The organism is Streptomyces sp. NPDC091289 (assembly GCF_044757365.1).
Classification (GTDB): Bacteria; Actinomycetota; Actinomycetes; order Streptomycetales; family Streptomycetaceae; genus Streptomyces.
Map to the genome: position 1 here is coordinate 74,368 of NZ_JBIVUT010000029.1, position 19,957 is coordinate 94,324.

17 protein-coding genes are annotated in these 19,957 nt (G+C 70.2%); 12 read left to right on the top strand and 5 right to left on the bottom strand.

Annotation, left to right across the window (positions count from 1 at the left end):
• Window positions 1-7 precede the first annotated feature (7 nt).
• The 3 genes from ACIQPT_RS32075 (at window position 8) to ACIQPT_RS32085 (ending at window position 1,999) form a co-directional block, all read left to right on the top strand.
• Window positions 8-703: a response regulator gene (locus ACIQPT_RS32075; RefSeq protein WP_401161019.1), complete on the top strand. Its 696-nt coding sequence runs from the start codon at window positions 8-10 to the stop codon at window positions 701-703.
• 75 nt (window positions 704-778) lie between these two features.
• Window positions 779-1,204: an OB-fold nucleic acid binding domain-containing protein gene (locus ACIQPT_RS32080; RefSeq protein ID WP_401161021.1), complete on the top strand. Its 426-nt coding sequence runs from the start codon at window positions 779-781 to the stop codon at window positions 1,202-1,204.
• 3 nt (window positions 1,205-1,207) lie between these two features.
• Window positions 1,208-1,999 (top strand): DUF3159 domain-containing protein, encoded by a 792-nt coding sequence (locus ACIQPT_RS32085; RefSeq protein WP_401161023.1) that lies wholly within the window; start codon window positions 1,208-1,210, stop codon window positions 1,997-1,999.
• A 90-nt stretch (window positions 2,000-2,089) separates the two neighbouring features.
• Here the strand turns inward: ACIQPT_RS32085 and ACIQPT_RS32090 are convergent, their stop codons facing one another.
• Complete coding sequence (locus tag ACIQPT_RS32090) at window positions 2,090-2,767, bottom strand: potassium channel family protein (RefSeq protein WP_401161025.1); 678 nt, start codon at window positions 2,765-2,767, stop codon at window positions 2,090-2,092.
• Window positions 2,767-3,435 (bottom strand): potassium channel family protein, encoded by a 669-nt coding sequence (locus ACIQPT_RS32095; RefSeq protein ID WP_401161027.1) that lies wholly within the window; start codon window positions 3,433-3,435, stop codon window positions 2,767-2,769. Before ACIQPT_RS32095 ends, ACIQPT_RS32090 begins: the two co-directional genes overlap by 1 nt.
• A 322-nt stretch (window positions 3,436-3,757) precedes the next feature.
• On the opposite strand from ACIQPT_RS32095, the gene ACIQPT_RS32100 reads away from it, so the two are divergent.
• The 4 genes from ACIQPT_RS32100 to ACIQPT_RS32115 all read left to right on the top strand — a co-directional run bounded on the left by ACIQPT_RS32100 (window position 3,758) and on the right by ACIQPT_RS32115 (window position 9,973).
• A complete protein-coding gene (locus tag ACIQPT_RS32100) occupies window positions 3,758-5,806 on the top strand; it encodes an APC family permease (RefSeq protein WP_401161028.1) in 2,049 nt (682 codons plus the stop codon).
• Between the two features lie 107 nt (window positions 5,807-5,913).
• Entirely contained in the window at window positions 5,914-7,242 is a 1,329-nt protein-coding gene (locus tag ACIQPT_RS32105) for a class I SAM-dependent RNA methyltransferase (protein WP_401161030.1), read from the top strand.
• Between the two features lie 1,151 nt (window positions 7,243-8,393).
• The gene (locus ACIQPT_RS32110) at window positions 8,394-9,083 is read left to right on the top strand and encodes a restriction endonuclease (RefSeq protein WP_401161031.1); all 690 of its coding nucleotides are present in this window, start codon (window positions 8,394-8,396) and stop codon (window positions 9,081-9,083) included.
• A gap of 572 nt (window positions 9,084-9,655) precedes the next feature.
• Window positions 9,656-9,973, top strand: coding sequence for a hypothetical protein (locus tag ACIQPT_RS32115; RefSeq protein WP_401161033.1), 318 nt, complete (start codon window positions 9,656-9,658; stop codon window positions 9,971-9,973).
• Between the two features lie 268 nt (window positions 9,974-10,241).
• Here ACIQPT_RS32115 and ACIQPT_RS32120 read toward each other — a convergent pair whose 3' ends face one another.
• Window positions 10,242-11,081, bottom strand: coding sequence for an SDR family oxidoreductase (locus ACIQPT_RS32120; RefSeq protein ID WP_401161035.1), 840 nt, complete (start codon window positions 11,079-11,081; stop codon window positions 10,242-10,244).
• A gap of 91 nt (window positions 11,082-11,172) precedes the next feature.
• On the opposite strand from ACIQPT_RS32120, the gene ACIQPT_RS32125 reads away from it, so the two are divergent.
• Window positions 11,173-11,613 (top strand): winged helix-turn-helix transcriptional regulator, encoded by a 441-nt coding sequence (locus ACIQPT_RS32125; protein ID WP_401161037.1) that lies wholly within the window; start codon window positions 11,173-11,175, stop codon window positions 11,611-11,613.
• A gap of 105 nt (window positions 11,614-11,718) precedes the next feature.
• Here the strand turns inward: ACIQPT_RS32125 and ACIQPT_RS32130 are convergent, their stop codons facing one another.
• Together ACIQPT_RS32130 and ACIQPT_RS32135 are read right to left on the bottom strand one after the other, a co-directional pair.
• On the bottom strand, window positions 11,719-12,780 hold the full coding sequence (locus ACIQPT_RS32130) for a fatty acid desaturase family protein (RefSeq protein ID WP_401161039.1): 1,062 nt from the start codon (window positions 12,778-12,780) through the stop codon (window positions 11,719-11,721).
• A 506-nt stretch (window positions 12,781-13,286) separates the two neighbouring features.
• Window positions 13,287-14,318, bottom strand: a complete 1,032-nt coding sequence (locus ACIQPT_RS32135) for a LacI family DNA-binding transcriptional regulator (RefSeq protein WP_401161041.1) — start codon at window positions 14,316-14,318, stop codon at window positions 13,287-13,289.
• A 139-nt stretch (window positions 14,319-14,457) separates the two neighbouring features.
• Between ACIQPT_RS32135 and ACIQPT_RS32140 the strand changes: the two genes are divergently transcribed.
• From ACIQPT_RS32140 to ACIQPT_RS32155, 4 genes are read left to right on the top strand one after another with little or no spacing between them, the layout of a single operon-like run.
• Window positions 14,458-15,759, top strand: coding sequence for an ABC transporter substrate-binding protein (locus tag ACIQPT_RS32140; RefSeq protein WP_401161043.1), 1,302 nt, complete (start codon window positions 14,458-14,460; stop codon window positions 15,757-15,759).
• 32 nt (window positions 15,760-15,791) lie between these two features.
• Window positions 15,792-16,700: a carbohydrate ABC transporter permease gene (locus tag ACIQPT_RS32145; RefSeq protein WP_401161045.1), complete on the top strand. Its 909-nt coding sequence runs from the start codon at window positions 15,792-15,794 to the stop codon at window positions 16,698-16,700.
• The gene (locus ACIQPT_RS32150; protein WP_401161046.1) at window positions 16,697-17,518 is read left to right on the top strand and encodes a carbohydrate ABC transporter permease; all 822 of its coding nucleotides are present in this window, start codon (window positions 16,697-16,699) and stop codon (window positions 17,516-17,518) included. The genes ACIQPT_RS32145 and ACIQPT_RS32150 overlap by 4 nt, the downstream gene beginning before the upstream one ends.
• The gene (locus ACIQPT_RS32155) at window positions 17,515-19,929 is read left to right on the top strand and encodes a glycoside hydrolase family 3 N-terminal domain-containing protein (protein WP_401161048.1); all 2,415 of its coding nucleotides are present in this window, start codon (window positions 17,515-17,517) and stop codon (window positions 19,927-19,929) included. The genes ACIQPT_RS32150 and ACIQPT_RS32155 overlap by 4 nt, the downstream gene beginning before the upstream one ends.
• Window positions 19,930-19,957: the final 28 nt, after the last annotated feature.

Consider the following 19,957-nt stretch of genomic DNA (forward strand, 5'->3'; position numbering starts at 1 on the left):
GTCCCCGATGACCAGGGTGCTTGTGGTCGACGACGAGCCGCAGATCGTCCGCGCCCTCGTGATCAACCTGAAGGCCCGGCAGTACGAGGTCGACGCCGCGCCCGACGGGGCGACCGCCCTCCAGCTCGCCGCCGCCCGCCACCCCGACGTGGTCCTCCTCGACCTCGGGCTGCCCGACATGGACGGGGTCGAGGTGATCAAGGGCCTGCGCGGCTGGACCCGGGTCCCGATCCTCGTCCTCTCCGCGCGCCACACCTCCGACGAGAAGGTGGAGGCCCTGGACGCGGGGGCCGACGACTACGTCACCAAGCCCTTCGGCATGGACGAGCTGCTGGCCCGGCTGCGCGCCTCCGTACGCCGCGCGGAACCGGTCGGCCAGGAGGCCGGCACCGAGGACGTCGCCCTCGTCGAGACGGCCGGCTTCACCGTCGACCTGGCGGCGAAGAAGGTGCACCGGGCGGGCCGCGACGTACGGCTCACCCCCACCGAATGGCACCTGCTGGAGGTCCTCGTCCGCAACGGCGGCCGCCTGGTCAGCCAGAAACAGCTCCTCCAGGAGGTCTGGGGCCCCTCCTACGGCACCGAGACCAACTATCTGCGGGTCTACATGGCCCAGTTGCGCCGCAAGCTGGAGACGGATCCCTCGCACCCCCGGTACTTCGTCACCGAACCGGGCATGGGCTACCGCTTCGAGCGCGGCTGAGATGCGCCGGCTCACCCTTTCGAGTGGTCGCCCCGGGCCTCCGTGCGCAGCCCCCAGGACCGGTACGCTTCGGGTATGAGTGCTGTTTCCCGATCCGAGAAAGCCGGGAAGGCCGGGAAGGCGGCGCGGCCTTCCGGGCGCTTCCGCCGTATGCTCGACCGGCTCTCCAGTTCCCAGGAGGACCTGGAGTCCCAGGAGCTGCGGGACGACGCGCAGGCCACCGGATGCACCCGGATCTCCGAGTGCTCCGACCGGCAGATCGTGAAGGTGGCTGGTACGTTGCGGACCGTCACCCTCCGTCCCCGGGCCGGAGTGCCCGCCCTGGAGGCGGAGCTCTTCGACGGAACCGAACCGCTGGACGTGGTCTGGCTCGGCCGTCGCTCCATCGTCGGCATAGAGCCCGGCCGCAGGATCTTCGCCTCGGGGCGGGTCGCCATGAGCCACGGCCGCCGGGTGCTGTTCAACCCCACATACGAACTCCGACCGCTCGGCAAGGAGTAGCCGGTGACGTCTCTCGACAAGCCGACGTCCGACACGGACCAGCCCCACCGCACCGACCCGCAGCACACCGGCGGGAGGCACGCCGCCCAGCAGGACGCCGAGGCGAAGGCCGTCACCGAGGCCGCCCTCTTCGAGGCCTTCGGCGGCGTGCGCGGCATGGTGGAGACAGTCCTGCCCGGGCTGCTCTTCGTCACGATCTTCACCATCAACAAGAACCTGCAGGTCTCGGCCATCGCGGCCCTGGCCGTGTCCCTGGCCCTCGTCGCCGTACGGCTGATCCGCCGGGACACCGTCAAGCACGCCTTCAGCGGCGTCTTCGGGGTGGCCTTCGGCGTCGTCTTCGCGATGATGACGGGCAACGCCAAGGACTTCTACCTGCCGGGCATGCTCTACACCCTGGGCCTCGCGGTCGCCTACCTCGGCACCGCGATCGCCGGGGTGCCGCTGATCGGCCTGATCCTCGGCCCGGTCTTCAAGGAGAACCTCTCCTGGCGGACGCGTAACCCCGGCCGGAAGAAGGCGTACACCCAGGCCAGCTACGCCTGGGGCCTGATCCTGCTGGCCAAGTGCGCGATCCTCTTCCCGCTCTACTGGTGGGCCGACACCACCCAGCTGGGCTGGGTACTGGTCTCGCTGAAGATCCCGCCGTTCCTGCTCGCGGTCTATCTGACCTGGGTCTTCCTCGCGAAGGCGCCGGCCCCCATCGATGTCTTCGCCGAGATGGAGGCCGAGGAAGAGGCCGAGAAGGAGCGCAAGGCACAGGCCGCCGCCGCGCTCCGCAACCCGGACGCCTGATCCCGTAGCACCACCTGAGGATCCCGTAGCATCACACGAGGAGGCCCGGAACCGCTCAGCGGTCCCGGGCCTCCTCGGTCGTTCCGGTGGTCAGCTCTCCGACGGATCGCGTCGCACCGACAACAGATCCTCCAACTGCTCCTCGCGCGCCTGGGCGGCCACGAACAGCAGTTCGTCACCGGCCTCCAGGGACTCCTCCGGGCTCGGCGTCAGCACCCGGGTGCCCCGGATGATCGTCACCAGCGAGGTGTCCTCGGGCCAGGCCACATCCCCGACCCGGATGCCGGCGAGCGCCGACTCCGGCGGCAGGGTCAGCTCCACCAGGTTGGCGTCGCCGTGGCTGAAGCGCAGCAGCCGGACCAGATCGCCGACGCTCACCGCCTCCTCGACCAGCGCCGACATCAGACGCGGCGTCGAGACGGCGACGTCCACGCCCCAGGACTCGTTGAACAGCCACTCGTTCTTCGGGTTGTTCACCCGGGCCACCACGCGCGGCACGCCGTACTCGGTCTTGGCGAGCAGCGAGACGACCAGATTGACCTTGTCGTCCCCGGTCGCGGCGATCACCACGTTGCACCGCTGCAGCGCCGCCTCGTCCAGCGACGTGATCTCACAGGCGTCCGCGAGCAGCCACTCGGCCATCGGCACCCGCTCCACCGAGATGGCGCTCGGCGCCTTGTCGATCAGCAGCACCTCGTGCCCGTTCTCCAGCAGCTCGGCGGCGATGGAACGGCCCACCGCGCCCGCCCCGGCAATCGACACACGCATCAGTGACCGTCCTCCTCGGGACCCTCGGCGAAGGCCTCTTCGACCTTGGCGATCTCGTCCGTACGCATCATCACGTGGACCAGGTCGCCCTCCTGGAGGACGGTCTGCGAGGTCGGCAGTATGGCCTCGCCCAACCGGGTGAGGAAGGCCACACGGACCCCCGTCTCCTCCTGGAGCGTGCTGATCCGGTGGCCGATCCACGACGGCGTCGTGTGCACCTCCGCGAGCTGCACACCACCGCTCGGGTCACGCCACAGCGGCTCGGCGCCCGACGGCAGCAGCCGCCGCAGCATCTGGTCCGCCGTCCAGCGCACCGTCGCCACGGTGGGGATGCCCAGGCGCTGGTAGACCTCGGCGCGCTTCGGGTCGTAGATCCGCGCCGCGACGTTCTCGATGGAGAACATCTCGCGGGCCACCCGGGCCGCGATGATGTTGGAGTTGTCGCCGCTGCTGACCGCGGCGAACGCCCCGGCGTCCTCGATCCCCGCCTCGCGGAGGGTGTCCTGGTCGAAGCCGACCCCGGTGACCCGGCGACCGCCGAATCCGGACCCGAGGCGACGGAACGCGGTGGGGTCCTGGTCGATCACCGCGACGGTGTGCCCCTGCTGTTCCAGGGTCTGTGCGAGAGCGGCTCCGACGCGCCCGCAGCCCATGATGACGATGTGCACTGTGCGCCTACCCCGCCGTCCTGGTCATCCGGCTGACCTGCGAAAACACGCTGCTCACACTTCTCTCTCAGCTTGCTGGGCAAACAACGGGGCACACACCCGCGGTGTGGCCCGGAGTCGAGCTTATGCGCCGGGGGAGGCCCTGCCTCATCCGCGTGTCCGTATCCTCGCGCACCCCGGTAAAGGAAAAGCAAAACGGTCCGGACCGGCGCAAGGATCGCGTTAAGGAATGGCGAGGCCTTCTCCGCCGACCGCAGGAGATTGCGGGGCCACGTCGAAAGGGCGTGCGTTTCGGCCACGGGCTCCGCTTACGATCCTCACCGTGTCCAAACTGACCGACCTGCCCAAACGGATCCTGATCGGCCGGGCGCTGCGCAGCGACAAGCTCGGGGAGACCCTCCTCCCCAAGCGCATCGCGCTCCCCGTCTTCGCGTCCGACCCGTTGTCCTCGGTGGCGTACGCACCCGGAGAAGTCCTCCTCGTGCTGTCCATCGCGGGGGTGTCGGCCTACCACTTCAGCCCCTGGATCGCCCTCGCGGTCGTCGTCCTCATGTTCACGGTCGTCGCCTCCTACCGGCAGAACGTCCGCGCCTACCCGAGCGGCGGCGGCGACTACGAGGTCGCGACCACCAACCTCGGCCCGAAGGCCGGACTGACCGTCGCCAGCGCCCTGCTCGTCGACTACGTCCTCACCGTCGCCGTGTCGATCTCCTCCGGCGTCGAGAACCTCGGCTCCGCGATCCCGTTCGTCATCGAGCACAAGACGCTCTGCGCCATCGGCGCCATCGTCCTGCTCACCCTGATGAACCTGCGGGGCGTCAGGGAGTCCGGGAAGCTCTTCGCCGTCCCCACGTACCTCTTCGTGGCCGGTGTCTTCGGGATGATCCTCTGGGGCGCGTTCCGGGGGCTGGTTCTCGGCGACACGATGCACGCCCCCACCTCCGACTTCGAGATCAAGCCCGAGCACGAGGGGCTGGCCGGCTTCGCGCTCGTCTTCCTCCTCCTGCGGGCCTTCTCCTCCGGCTGCGCCGCCCTCACCGGGGTCGAGGCGATCAGCAACGGAGTCCCCGCCTTTCGCAAGCCCAAGAGCAAGAACGCCGCGGCCACACTCGCCGCGATGGGCCTGCTCGCCGTCACCATGTTCTGCGGGATCATCGGCCTGGCCATGGCCACCGACGTCAAGATGGCCGAGAACCCGGCCGTGGACCTCATCCGCGACGGCTCCCCGGTCGGCGCCGACTTCGTCCAGGACCCGGTGATCTCCCAGGTCGCCGAGGCGGTCTTCGGCCACGGATCGTTCCTCTTCATGGTCCTCGCCACCGCGACCGCGCTCGTCCTCTTCCTGGCCGCGAACACCGCGTACAACGGCTTCCCGCTGCTCGGGTCGATCCTCGCCCAGGACCGCTACCTGCCGCGCCAGCTGCACACCCGCGGCGACCGCCTCGCGTTCTCCAACGGCATCGTCCTGCTGGCCGGGGCCGCCATCCTGCTCGTCTGGATCTACGACGCCGACACCACGCACCTGATCCAGCTCTACATCGTCGGGGTGTTCGTCTCCTTCACCCTCAGCCAGACCGGCATGGTCCGGCACTGGAACCGTCTGCTGGCCGGCGAACGGGACCCGGCCAAGCGCCGCCACATGGTCCGCTCCCGCGCCATCAACGCCTTCGGCGCGACCTTCACCGGCCTGGTCCTCGTCGTGGTCCTGGCCACCAAGTTCACCCACGGCGCCTGGGTGGCCCTGCTCGGCATGGTCATCTTCTACGGCACCATGACCGCGATCCGGAAGCACTACGACCGGGTCGCCGCCGAGATCGCCGCCGACGAGGCCCCCGTCGACGAGACCCTGCGCCCCTCCCGCGTCCACGCGATCGTGCTGGTCTCCAAGCTCCACCGCCCCACGCTGCGCGCCCTCGCCTACGCGAAACTGATCCGCACCGACCACCTGGAGGCGCTCTCCATCAGCGTCGACCCGGCCGAGACGAAGGCGCTGCGCGAGGACTGGGAGCGGCGCGGCATCAACGTCCCGCTCAAGATCCTCGACTCGCCGTACCGCGAGGTGACCCGCCCGGTCATCGAGTACGTCAAGGGCCTGCGCCGCCGGAGCCCGCGCGATGTGATCAGCGTCTACATCCCCGAGTACGTGGTCGGCCACTGGTACGAGCACCTGCTGCACAACCAGAGCGCCCTGCGCCTCAAGGGCCGGCTGCTCTTCACCCCCGGCGTCATGGTGACCTCGGTCCCGTACCAGCTCCAGTCCTCCGAGGCCGCGAAGAAGCGGGCCCGCAGGCGCGCGGACTGGAGCGCTCCGGGGTCGGTCCGCCGGGGCCCGGTGGAGCGCGGCCACAAGGAGCCGAACCGCAAGAGGTGACGGGTGTCTCGTGGTAAGCACCCCTGACGGCATCCACGTAGACTGGTGGGCTGTTGTCCGGCCGCGCGGGCACCCGCCTTTCCCCTTCCTCCCTGGAGCCTCCCCTCATGCAGAACGAACCCACGTCGTCGCTGGTCGGGGAGGAGTACGAGGTCGAGGTCGGGCCCGTCGCACACGGCGGTCACTGCATCGCCCGCACCGCCGAGAACCAGGTGCTCTTCGTCCGCCACACGCTCCCCGGCGAGAAGATCGTCGCCAGGGTCACCGACGGCGACGCGGACTCCCGCTTCCTGCGGGCCGACGCGGTACGGATCATCGAGCCGTCCAAGGACCGGGTCGAGGCGCCCTGCCCGTACGCCGGTCCCGGCATGTGCGGCGGCTGCGACTGGCAGCACGCCAAGCCCGGCGCCCAGCGCCGCCTCAAGGGCGAGGTGATCGCCGAGCAGCTCCAGCGGCTGGCGGGCCTGACCCCCGAGGAGGCCGGCTGGGACGGCACGGTCATGCCGGCCGAGGGCGACAAGCTCCCCGCGGGCGAGGTGCCGGCCTGGCGCACCCGCGTGCAGTACGCCGTCGACGCGGAGGGCCGCGCGGGCCTGCGGAAGCACCGCTCGCACGACGTCCAGCCGATCGACCACTGCCTGATCGCCGCGCCGGGGGTCTCCGAGCTCGGCGTCGAGAAGCGTGAGTGGCCCCAGATCGCCGCGGTGGAGGCCATCACCGCCACCGGCTCGAACGACCGCCAGGTCATCCTCACCCCGAAGCCCGGCGGCCGCTTGCCCCTGGTCGAACTCGACAAGCCGGTCTCGGTCCTCCGCGTCGAGGAGCACGACGGCGGCGTCCACCGGGTCCACGGCCGCGCCTTCGTCCGCGAACGCGCCGACGACCGCACCTACCGCGTCGGCTCCGGCGGCTTCTGGCAGGTCCACCCGCAGGCGGCCAACACCCTGGTCCGCGCGGTCATGCAGGGCCTGCTGCCCCGCAAGAACGACACCGCCCTCGACCTCTACTGCGGCGTCGGCCTGTTCGCCGGCGCCATCGGCCAGCGCATCGGCGAGAAGGGCGCGGTGCTCGGGATCGAGTCCGGCAAGCGCGCGGTCGAGGACGCCCGCCACAACCTCCAGGACCTCGACCGGGTCCGCATCGAACACGGCAAGGTCGACCAGGTCCTGCCCCGCACGGGCATCACGGAGTGCGACCTGATCGTCCTGGACCCGCCGCGAGCGGGCGCGGGCAAGCAGGTCGTCAAGCACCTCTCGGGGCTGGGCGCACGCAAGATCGCCTACGTGGCGTGCGACCCGGCGGCGCTGGCACGGGACCTGGCGTACTTCCGGGACGGCGGGTACAAGGTGCGGACGCTGCGGGCGTTCGACCTGTTTCCGATGACGCACCACGTGGAGTGCGTGGCGATCCTCGAACCGGTCGCGAAGGGCGCCTGACCTACGGAAATGGCCTTTCCGCTGCTTCACGCTCGTGCCCCTTGACGCAGCTGAAAGCCCAGGAAAGTCCCAGAGGACTCCCAAGGAGACCAGGCGTTCTCTCCAGGTCATGCGGGCTGTGCAGGGCGGGTTGGAGCCCACAGGTTGGGGGTCTCTCGCGCAGATCGCGCGGTTTGCCAGAAGGCCGGCAAGGGCCCAGCCTCGGCAGCTGGGCCCTTCATCGTGCGCGGCCCGGAGCAGCGGCTCTCCGGGCTACCTGCTGGCGGCGGGAGACACGGTGGGCGGATTCGACGTGGCTGCGCCGTCCCCCGGCGTGCTCTGGCCGCCTCCCCCGCCTGCGAGCGCGGCGAGGACGAGTAAGAAGAGCAGCAGCCCGCCGATCCCGGATCCGGCGACGGCTGCGCCCGGGGGCAGAACCCGGTGGTGGCTGCGGACGCTGGTGCCGTCTGCTCGCTGGTAGCGGCGTACGCGGGTGGTCGGGCCGACGGGGGGAGGGGACGGTGCGAGCCCTGCCGGGGCGGGCTCCTGCGCGGCGCGGTGCGGGGTTCGTGGCACCGGATCCGGGGCGGGTACGGCGGTTGTGGGCCTTGACGTAAGTGCCGTCTGCACGGCGGTGTGCGCGGACGTGGGTCATGGTGAAGTTTCCTCGCGGGAGAGGGCCAGGGCCGGGAGACCCCGGCGCCCATCCACGCTAGGGCCACCACTGACAGGGGATCCCCAACTCGGTTGCTCACAAATCGGGTTGCAGTTCAAAAGCGGCTTGATTCGTCTGCCTGTTTCCGGTCTCCGGTCTCGCTTTCCTGATGCGGCGTCAAGGCCCGGTGCGACGATGAACGGTCGTTGTGGATCAGTTCGAGGGGGTCGCGGGTGGTATGGGTCAGGCCGTACAAACGGGCGGACGGGACGCAGGTCAAGGGGCACTCCAGGTGGGCGCCCGGGGCGCGTCAGAACATGGCGGTGATCGTGCTCGTCGGGTTCGTCGTCCTCGCCGGCGGGAACGGGAGCCCGTCAGCAGGGCCTGACGGAAAGCCGGACCCTCGGCCAACGCCCGGGGCGTATCCGGTCAAGTTCCCGCAGTGGGAGAAGCAGCGTCCGTTACCGAAGCCGACGGTGTCGTACCCGATCCGCTTCTCCTCGCCCGGGGCCGGACGGTGACTGCGCGGCGGGTGCCGGCGCGGCGGCAGCGGAAGCGGCGGCGCAGCAGACGACGGCGGCAGGAAGACCTGCTGCTCCTCGTCGTGGGCGGGGTCATGGCCATAGCGGTGGTGTCGGCGGTGCTCACCTGGCTGGCGACGAACTGGTGGGTGCTCGTCGTGCTGGGAGCGTGCGCCGCGGTGGGCGGGGCCTGGCGGTTCCACCGGTTCCAGCAGCAACAGACGTGGGAGCGGGTACAGCAGCAGGCCCTGCGCTACGCGCTGCCGCAGCTGGATGCCCTGCATCACCGGGACTTCGAGTACGCCATCCGTGACCTGATGCGCCGTGACGGATGCGCCGACGCCCGGCAGATCGGCGGGGCCGGCGACAACGGCGCCGACGTCCAGGCCACCGACCCCATGGGCCGGACCTGGGTCATCCAGTGCAAGCACCGAGCGGCCGGGGACGGCGGGTCGGCGGTCGGCACCCCGGACCTGCAGCGGGTCAACGGGACCGCCCGTCAGCTCCACGGCGCGGACATCGTCCTCGTCGTCACGAACGGCCGGTTCTCCGCGCGTTGCGCACCCTTGGCCGCTCAGCTGCAGATGCACCTGGCCGACCGGCGGACCCTTGCGGCCTGGGCGAGCGGTGGACAGCCTCTGTGGGAGCTGCTGCCGAAGATTCCCGGCCCCCGCAAGAGCCGGTGATGCCCGAGCTCTGAGCCGTGAACCACTCGGGGCCTCACTGTGGGGTGATCACGCCTCTTCGGTGGGGCTAGGTGTATTGCCCCGCAGGGTTGTTGACGCGGGTGATGGGTGGGTGGCCGCCGAGTGCGGTGTGGGACAGCAGCGCGGGCTGTTCGCCGGGATAGCCGGCCAGGGGTGCGGAGCGAAGCCGGGTTGCCCCTGCGGACCGTGCGGCCGCTGGTCGGCGGACAGGCTCTTGGCGACCTCGGAGCGGTGCGTGACGCCCAGGCCAGGCAGGCCGCCTCCACTGAAGCCCCGCCCAGGGGGACGCCAGTACCTGAATCGCGCGGGTCACCACGGGAATGGTTGAGTCATGCTGCGCGGTACCCCGGCCGTCAGACGCTTGCGGCCAGACAGCGGCCAGACAGCGGCCAGACAGCGGCCGTACAAGGACAGCTGATCCTTCGTCTGGGGTGCGTGGTGGCTGCCGCTGTCCTCCGGTGACATGCCTTCACGTCCGTCCCCTCGCAGGAGCGGCTTCCTTCCACCCTGACCGTCACATCGTTGGCCGCTGTACCTTCGGAGCCCGGTGCATGGGGGAGCTGATGCCGGGGATTCGTTACGACCAGCGTGTGCTGGTGCTCGTGGAGCAGGGCCGGCCGGTCGTGACCGCGTTCGCCCGGGGTGAGGGCGCGTCGCGGGGTGTGCTGAGCGAGGCCGGCCCGGCACGGTTGTACTCCGTCGAGGTGCGGTTCTTCGGGGCCCGCAACCGGCGCACCGAGCCGGCGGCCACCTGGCGGGTGGAGCGGCCGGCGCGGGCGGCCGGGGTGGAGATGTACGCCCGGCGTTGCGAGCTGGTTGACCGGGACCGGGACCGGAACCGGGGCCGGGACCAGGACCGGGAGCAGTGACCGGCCGGCGGCGCATACGGTGGCCCATAGACCACCGTGCGCACCCGCCTCCAGGCCGCGGACGTCGACGGAAGGATTGCGCAACGCGGCGGTGGGACGACAGAGGCTGGACCCCGGTGGAGATGCCGTCGCTCTTTGCCATCACGGCGACGGTGGGAGGGGTCCCAATCCGGTCAACCCTGTGCCTGCCGACGGTCGACGGGGTCGGCTGTACGTCGATTCGCCGCAGGGGCGGCCGCCGGTTCCGGCCCGACTGTGCTGACCGGTCTCAGCGGAACGCGGCGACATTCCGGGCGGCCCAGTCGGCGAAGGGGCGCGGGGCGTGGCCGAGGACCTGCCGGATGTCCGGGCTGACGCGCAGTTCGGCGGCGCTGGGGGAGCCGAGGATGTCCAGAGTGTCGTTGGCGAGCTCCGCCGGCATGCTCCGGGTCATGGCGGTCTCGGCCTCTTCGCGGGTGAGTTCGTGAAACCTCACCGGTGAGCCCAGCGCGGTGGCGATGGCCTCCGCCTGCTGGCGCGGAGTGATCACCTCCGGGCCGGTCAGCTCGTAGACGCCGCCGTTGTGCCGGTCCTCCAGCAGGCAGGCCGCCGCGACCGCGGCGATGTCCGCCGGGTCGACGACCGGCACCCCGATGTCGCCGAAGGGCGCGGCGACGACCCGCTGCGTGCGGACGGACTCGGCCCACCACAGGGCGTTGGAGGCGAATCCGCCCGGCCGCAGGACGGCCCACTCCAGGCCGGACTCCCGCAACGTGTCCTCCAGGGCGCGCATCGCGATCCGCGTTCGGCCGGAGGGCCTGGTCACCACGCCCAGCGTGGAGAGCAGGACGACCCGGCGGACGCCGCTGGCCGCAGCTTCGTCGATGATGTCGGCAGGGTTGGCACCAGCCGCGTGCAGGTCGCCGGACAGCAGCAGGAACAGCGCCTCCGCCCCGTCCAGTGCGGGCTTGAGGCCGGCCGGCTCGGCCAGGTCGGCCGCCACATGACGGACGCCGTCCGGCACCGCCGCCTTGTGCCGTGATACTGCCGTCACTTGCCGGCCCGCCTCAGCCAGCGCCTGCGTCAGCGGACGGCCCACATTCCCGGTAGCCCCGGTCACTACGATCATGATCAGCTCCTTCTCGGATGTCTCTGTGGCCCGCACGCTAGGCATGTGGGCTAACTTTTGGTAAGGACATACCTAGAGGTAAGCTCATGACATGACGGAAGGTGTGCAGACCAGGCAGGCCGGGACGGGGGAGCGGTATGACGTGTTTCACACCGACTGCCCCGCGCGCGATGTGGTCGACCATGTGACCAGCAGGTGGGGCATCTGGGTGCTGATCTCGTTGCGGAGCAATGCTCTCCGGTTCTACGAGCTGCGCGAGAGCATCCAGGGTGTCAGCGAGAAGATGCTCGCCCAGACCCTGCGGGCGCTGGTCCAGGACGGCCTGGTCTGGCGGGAGGTCGAGCCGACGGCGCCGCCCCAGGTCACCTACGGGCTGACCGAGTTCGGCCGGGATGTCGGCGAGCCGCTGACGGAGCTGTTCGACCGGATCACACGGCGGCTCTCACCGGACGGCGCGGATGGTGGGGGAGCGGCCGGCGTACATCCGCCACGCGATGGACGACCTGCTGACCCAGGCCTTCCGCCCGTGTGACTTCGGATTGAGCCGGAGAGGCATCGGAGGCCGTCTGCGACCGCCTCGTCAGGGGGGCGGTCGCACCTTCGGTGTCACTGGCGCCGGAGCGCGGCGTCGCTGGCGTCAGACGGGACGCGACTGCTGCCGCAGTGGGCTGCTTGCCTGGTGCAGGCTCCTGAGCGCCTGTCCGTAGGAGGCGATGAGCGAGGTCTGTAGGTAGGCCACGCCCAGCTCGTCGCAGTAACGGTGTACGAGGAGCTGTGCCTTGCGCAGATTCGGCGAGGGCATGCTCGGGAACAGGTGGTGCTCGATCTGGTAGTTCAGTCCGCCCAGCACCACGTCCGTGAACCAGTTTCCGCGCACGTTGCGGGAAGTGAGGACCTGTCGGCGCAGGAAGTCGGGCCGCTCGCCGCCGGTGAGCGTCGGCATTCCCTTGTGGTTCGGGGCGAAGATGGCTCCCAGGTAGACCCCGAACAGGCACTGGTGCACGACGAGGAACACCACGGCCTTCCCCGGGGACAGGACGAGAAACAGCGCGCCGAGGTACAGGACGAAGTGAGTGACGAGAAGAGTTCCTTCGATCCGGCGCTGTTTGAGGCCACGGTCCGCCAGCGCTCGCACCCCCGCGACGTGCAGGTTGAAGCCCTCCAGCGTCAGCAGCGGGAAGAACAGGTACGCCTGCACCTTGCCGAGCACGCGGGGCAGACCGGTGGCCTTGCGGGCCTGGGCCTGACTCCAGACCAGGATGTCGGGCGCCACGTCCGGGTCGAGCTCTTCGTGGTTGGGGTTCGCGTGGTGGCGTGAGTGCTTGTCCTGCCACCAGCCGTACCCCATGCCGATCCCCGTATTGGCGGCGATCCGCCCGATCAGCGCGCTCGACCGGCTGCGCCGGAACACCTGGCGGTGACCGACGTCGTGCGCGACGAGCGCGACCTGCCCGAAGACCGCGGCGAGGAACACAGCGGCGAGCAGCGTCCACCAACTGTCGCCGACAGCCACGAAGGCCAGCCAGCCGAACGCGTACGCCGCGGTCACCAGCGCCATGCGCACGCCGTAGTAGAAGGGGCGGCGCCGCAGCAGCCCGGCGTCCTTGATCTGCTTGGACAGGCGCGAGAAGTCGCTGCCAGCCCGTCGTTCCCGCGTCGGTGCGGTGTCGCTCGCGTATTGCGTGGTGCCTGTGGTCATCGTCGGTCCTGTCGCTCGCGAACAGATCGGGGACAGACGGTCGTCGAAGGGGGACGAGTGGTCGGCATGATGCCTCGGCTTCCGGCGCCGGCCCGCGCGTGGACGACGTCACAACGGCACGTCGCACCACGAGTCGGGTCGGGGCGGTAGGGGGGATGGAATCTGCTACGCCGCCGAGGCGGGCGTCCAACAGACCGGTTCCCCACGGTGCTGGCACAGCACTGGGATTCAGCACGCGTCACAAACTCGGCGCGGACGCCAGTACTTCTCCCCAAGGCCAGGGAAGAGCAGCCATGCGCCGGGGCATCCTGTATTTGAGAGTACACAAGGCGGTGTAAGGGCCGGGTGTGGCCGGAATCAGGCCACGGCCTCGCCTCTGCCCCACGTCGGCCGCACTGGTATTGCCCCCCCGTGCCCCCCGTGCCCCCCGTGCCCCCCGTGCCCCCCGTGCCCCCCGTGCCCCCCGCGCCCCCCCGTGCCCCCGGTGCCCCGTGCCCCCAAGGCGATCAGCTCTCGGGCGGCGGCGCCGTGCTCTTGCGTACGACCAGGCTCGTCGCCAGCTCCAGCCGGGTGGAGACCGGCTCCTCGGCCCGGAGCCGCATCAGCATCTGCGTGGCCTCCTCCGCCATCTGACGCAGCGGCTGGTGGACCGTGGTCAGTGCCGGGCTCGCCCAGCGGGCGATCGATACGTCGTCGTAGCCGACCACCGAGAGATCGTCGGGGACGCGCAGGCCGTGCACCCGGGCGGCTTCCAGCACGCCGAGTGCCTGGAGGTCGCTGCCCGCGAAGATCGCGGTGGGCCGCTGGGGCCGGGACAGCATCTCGGTGGCGCGGTCGTATCCGCCCTCCACGTGGAAGTCGCCGAACAGGATGAGCCCGGGGTCCACCTCCAGCCCCGCCATGGTCATCGCCGACCGGTAGCCGTCGAGCCGGGCGCGGGAGCAGAGCATGTCCTCGGGTCCGGTGACGATCCCGATGCGCCGGTGCCCGCGCTCGATGAGATGCCGGGTGGCGGCCAGTCCGCCGTTCCAGTTGGCGGAGCCGACCGAGGGCACGTCGGGGTCGGGGTCGCCCGCCGGGTCGATGATGACGAACGGGATCGAACGCGCCCTGAGCTGCTGTTTCACTGCGCCGGGCAGGGTGGAGAAGACCAGCACGACACCGAGCGGCCGACGCTGGAGCATCGCCTCCATCCACTCCGGTCCTGGCGCGTGGCGGGTTCCGCTCTCGGTGAGGACGACCCCGGCGTTGTGGGCCTTGGCGACGTTCTCCACCCCCCGGATCAGCTCCATCGCCCAGATGCTCTCCAGCTCGTGGAACACGATCTCGATGAGCGGCGCCTCGCGGGCCGACCGAGTGGTGCGCCGGTAGGCATGGGCCTCCAGCAGGCGCTCCACCTTGACCCGCGTGGGGGCCGCCACGTCCTGCCGCCCGTTGAGGACCTTCGAAACTGTCGAAATGGAGACGCCGGCCCGTTCGGCCACCTGGGCCAGGGTGATGCGGCCCATTTCCTCGTCATCGCGCATGCCGAGGAGCATAAAGCACGGCTCGACCCCCAACCGTACGTAACGTTTCGATAACGCTGTGACCGAGGGTTGACCCCTTGGAGGGGGAGTCCTAGCGTCCCGACTCAGAAGTTTCGGCAATTGCTCCGAAACAGTTTCGAGAGGCGAGTCGATGAAGCAACGCGCACGGTTCTCGCGGACCGTTGTCGTCGGTGGTGCCGCGCTGGCCCTGGTGCTGTCCCTGTCCGGGTGCGGGGGAGGCTCCGACGCGGCCGGCGACGACACCATCCACGTCCTGGTCTACGGGGACGCGGCGAACAAGGTGGAGAAGGAGCTCGTCGCCACCTTCAACCGGACATCGGAGGTGAAGGCCGTCCTGGACACGATCCCGGGCGCCGACTACCAGGCCAAACTGCAGACGATCATCCGCGGCAAGCAGGCGCCGGACGTCTTCTTCAACTGGGGCGGCGGCAGCATCAAGCCGTTCGTCGACGCCGGTCTGCTGCTCCCGCTGGACCCCTTCATCGACAAGGACCCGGACCTCAGGGCGAAGTTCCTGCCGTCCGTGTTCAACAGCGCGGTGGTCGACGGCACGTCCTACGGGATCCCCATGCGCGGCACGCAGCCCGTGCTGCTGTTCAACAACGGCAAGGTCCTGAAGAAGGCGGGCGTCGAACCCCCGGAGACCTGGGACGACCTGCTGGCGGCGGTCAAGGCGCTGAAGGCCGACGGCGTCACCCCGATCGCGCTGGGCGGCGGCGACCGGTGGCCGACGCTGATGTGGTTCGAGTACCTCTACGACCGCATCGCCGGGCCCGAGCTCTTCCAGAAGGCGCTGGACGGCGACAAGGACGCCTGGGCGAGCCCGGACAGCCGGAAGGCGCTGGGCATGATCAGGGAGCTGGTGGACGCCGGGGCCTTCGGCACCAACTACGACTCGGTGAAGTTCACCGACCAGGGTTCCCCCACGCTCCTGGCGACCGGCAGGGCCGGCTTCGAACTGATGGGCTCGTGGGAGTACTCCACCCAGCAGGACGCACACCCCGAGTTCGCGAAGAGCGACCTCGGATACAGCGCCTTCCCCGCCGTCGAGGGCGGCAAGGGCGACCGGGCGAACCTCGTCGGCAACACCAACAACTTCTACTCCGTCGTGAAGAGGACGAAGCACCCGCAGGCCGTCGCCGAGTTCCTGAAACTCATGTACTCGGACCGGTTCGTCGAGGCGCAGCTCTCCATCGGCAACCTGCCGACCACGACCAACACCGAAGGTCTCCTGGACACCGCCGCCAGCCCCGCGTTCGCGAAGTTCCAGTACGACATGGTCAAGGAGGCCCCGGCGTTCCAGCTCTCCTGGGACCAGGCGTACCCGCAGTCGGCGGCCACCGCGATGTACCAGTCCCTCCAGCAGTTCTTCAACGGCTCGATGGACGAGGACGCCTTCATCGAGGCCATGCAGGCGCTGCCGACCTCGTGAGCCCACCGAAACCGGGACCCGGAACGCATGACATGAATCGAACCATCAGCAGGGGTGGCCCGGCCGGCATCGGAGCGAGCCGCCCGGGATTCCTCTGGGCGGCCCCCGCCGCCGTCTTCTTCGGCCTCTTCGCCATCGTCCCGCTGATCATGGTCGCCGTACTCTCCTTCGCCGCCTGGGACGGGCTGAGCGACCCGGAGTTCGTCGGCCTCGCCAACTGGAAGAAGCTCCTCGACGACCCCGTCATGATCAAGAGCCTCTGGCTGAGCGTCCTGCTCACCCTGCTCGGGGTCCTCGTCCAGACCCCGCTGAGCATTCTGCTCGGGGTCTGGGCGGCGGGGCACCAGCGCAACCGGGCCGTCCTCTCCGCCATCTACTTCGTCCCGATGCTGCTCTCCATCGCGGCCGTGTCCGTGCTGTGGCGCGCTCTCCTCGACCCCAACCTCGGGGTCCCCGCGCAGGCCACCTGGCTGTTCGGCGACGGCAACCTCTTCGGGATGCAGGCCAGCGCGATCGGCGTTCTGGTCTTCGTCAGCACCTGGCAGTTCACCCCCCTGCACACGCTGATCTACCAGGGCGCGGCGCGCGCGGTGCCGCAGGTCCTCTACCAGGCGGCGCAGATCGACGGCGCGGGCCGGGTGCGGCAGTTCTTCCACATCACGCTGCCACAACTGCGCAACGCGATCATCACCTCGATGATCCTGATGGTGGTCGGCGGACTCACGACCTTCGACACCGTGCTCATCCTGACCCAGGGCGGACCGGGCAGCGACACCACCATCAGCGCGTACTACATGTACCAGAAGGCGTTCAAGAGCTTCGACTACGGATCGGCCTCGGCCATCGCCCTCCTCCTGGTCCTCGTCTCCACGCTCATCTCGCTGATCGTGGTGCGGCTCTCGGGCTACGACAAGATGCGCAGCACCATGGAGGGACTGTGAGGAAGAGCCGTCCCAACTACGTCGCCGGCTTCGGCTCGGTGGTCTGGCTCCTCGTGGTGGGGCTGCCGCTGTACGTGATGCTCATCGCCACGTTCCAGTCGCGCCCCGACTACGCGGCGAACGGCCCGCTGGCCTTCCCCGGACACCTCACGCTCGACAACTACATCAAGGACCTCAACAGCGGCTTCGCGCAGTACTTCCTCAACACGGTCGTCGTCACCGTGTGCGTGGTGGGCATCGTCGTCCTCCTCGTCCCGCCGCTGGCGTACACCATCGTCAGGAGCCGGGGCCGGGCCACCACCACGGTCTTCCGGCTGTTCCTCCTGGGCCTGGCGATCCCCTCGCAGGCGGTCATCGTCCCGATGTTCTTCGTCATCAGCGAGGCCGGTCTCTACGACCACCTCATCGGCGTCATCCTGCCGACGGCGGCCTTCGCCATGCCGGTGTGCGCCCTGATCCTCACGGGGGTGATGCGCGACATCACCCCCGATCTGTACGAGGCGATGACGATGGACGGCGCCTCGTCCCGGCGCGTCTTCTTCCAGCTGGTGCTGCCGCTGTCCAGGAGCGGGCTCGCGACGATCGTCGTCTTCTCCGCCCTCCAGGCGTGGAACGGCTTCCTCTTCCCCCTCGTGCTGACGCAGTCCGCGGAGACCAAGGTCATCACCCTGGGGCTCTACGAATTCCAGACGGAACACGGCGTCGACACCCCGGGCCTGCTCGCCGCGGTCGTCCTGTCCATGCTCCCCATCCTGATCGTCTACCTGTTCGCTCGTCGTGCCCTGGTCCAGGGGCTCATGGGGGTAGGAGGAAAGTGACCGCCAACACCGACAGTGTGACCACGGCCCACCGCACCGGGCCCTGGCACGATCCCGGCCTCACCCCCGAGGCCAGGGCCGACGCCCTGATCGCCGCCATGACCCTCCGGGAGAAGACCTCCCAGCTCGTCGGCGTCTGGGTGGGCGCGTCCGACGAGGGCGCCGAAGTCGCGCCGTTCCAGCACGACATGGAGGAGGCCGTCGCCCTCGACGACCTTCTTCCGCACGGCCTCGGCCAGCTGACCCGCCCGTTCGGAACGGCTCCGGTCGACCCGGCCGTGGGCGCCCTCTCGCTGGCGCGCACCCAGGAGCGGATCGCCGGAGCGAACCGCTTCGGCATCCCGGCGCTCGCCCATGAGGAGTGCCTCGCGGGCTTCGCCACCTGGGGCGCGACCGCCTACCCGGTGCCGCTGTCCTGGGGCGCCACCTTCCATCCGGAGCTGATCCGTGAGATGGCCGCCGCGATCGGCCGCGACATGCGCTCCGTCGGCGTGCACCAAGGGCTCGCCCCGGTCCTCGACGTCGTACGCGACGCACGCTGGGGTCGCGTCGAGGAGACGATCGGCGAGGACCCGTACCTGGTGGGAACCGTCGCCACCGCCTATGTACGGGGACTGGAGTCGGCCGGAGTCGTCGCCACGCTCAAGCACTTCGCCGGGTACTCCGCCTCCCGGGCGGGCCGCAACCTCGCCCCCGTCGGCATGGGGGCGCGGGAGCGGGCCGACATCATCCTGACCCCGTTCGAGATGGCCGTACGCGAAAGCGGCGTACGGTCCGTCATGCACGCCTACACCGACACCGACGGCATCCCCTCCGCGGCCGACGGACGGTTGCTGACCGGTCTGCTCCGGGACACCTGGGGGTTCGACGGGACCGTGGTCGCGGACTACTTCGGCATCGCGTTCCTGAAGACGCTGCACGGGGTGGCGGGAACCTTCGGGGAAGCGGCCGGTGCCGCACTCGGTGCGGGCGTGGACGTGGAGCTGCCGACCGTGAAGACGTTCGGCACCCCGCTGACCGACGCGATCGCCCACGGCCATGTCCCCGAGGCGCTGGTGGACCGTGCGGTACGCCGAGTCCTCGTCCAGAAAGCCCGCTTGGGGCTGCTGGACGCGGACTGGAGGCCGAAGCCCCCGGTGCTCGCCGGAGTCGTGGACGCGGACGGCCCAGCGGGCGGGAATTCGGAGGCGCTGCGCGGGACCGTCCGTCTCGACACCGACGAGAACCGCGCGCTCGCCCGCCGCGTCGCCGAACAGGCCGTCGTGCTCCTGCGCAACGACGGCACCCTGCCCCTGGCGGCGGGCGCCGGGGCCCCGGCCCGTATCGCCCTCATCGGACCCAACGCCGACACCCCGACAGCCGTCCTCGGCTGCTACGCCTTCCCCGTCCACGTCGGAGGTCAGCACCCCGACACCCCGCTCGGCATCGACCTGCCCACCCTGCGCGAGGCATGCGCGGCGGAGTTCCCCCACAGCGAGCTCGTCACCGCGCGGGGCGCGGACATCGACGGCACGGACACCGGCGGCTTCGCCGAGGCCGTCGAACTGGCCCGGGGCGCCGACCTCGTGATCGTCGCACTCGGCGACCGGGCCGGACTCTTCGGGCGTGGCACGAGCGGGGAGGGCTGTGACGCGGAGGACCTGGCCCTCCCCGGTGTCCAGCGGCAACTGCTCGACGCCCTCCTCGACGCGGGCACCCCCGTCGTCGTCACCCTGCTCGCCGGACGCCCGTACGCCCTCGGGCGCGCGGTGGACGAGGCGGCCGCGATCGTGCAGTCGTTCTTTCCCGGCGAAGAGGGAACGACGGCCATCGCCTCGGTGCTCAGCGGCCGCACCGCACCGTCCGGCCGACTGCCCGTCGGCGTGCCGCGCCACCCGGGCTCCCAGCCCTCCACCTACCTGGCGGCGCGGCTGGGCCACGCCGGCGACATGTCCAGTGTCGACCCGACCCCGGCCTTCGGGTTCGGCCACGGTCTGACGTACACCGCCTTCGCGTGGGACGACCTCGTCGTGGAGCGCGGACGGGCCACGACAGAAGGGGAGTTCACGATCTCCTGCACCATCCGCAACACCGGAACGCGGGAGGGAACCGAAGTGGTTCAGGTCTACCTCCACGACCCGGTCGCCTCCGTGGTCCAGCCGGTGCAGCGGCTCATCGGGTACGTACGTCTCGACCTGGGCCCGGGACGGGCGGCCAGGGTACGGGCGACGGTCCCGGCGGACCTCGCGTCCTTCACGGGCCGCGACGGCCACCGGATCGTCGAGCCGGGCGATCTCGAACTGCGGTTGAGCGCGTCGAGCACCGACGCACGCCTCACGGCCCGGGTCGCGCTGACCGGCCCGGTACGTACGGTCGACCACACCCGCCGGCTGCACATGGACATCGCGACGGAGATCCTCAAGAACCTCTGAGACTTCTGAACGGCCGGCGTGTACGGGG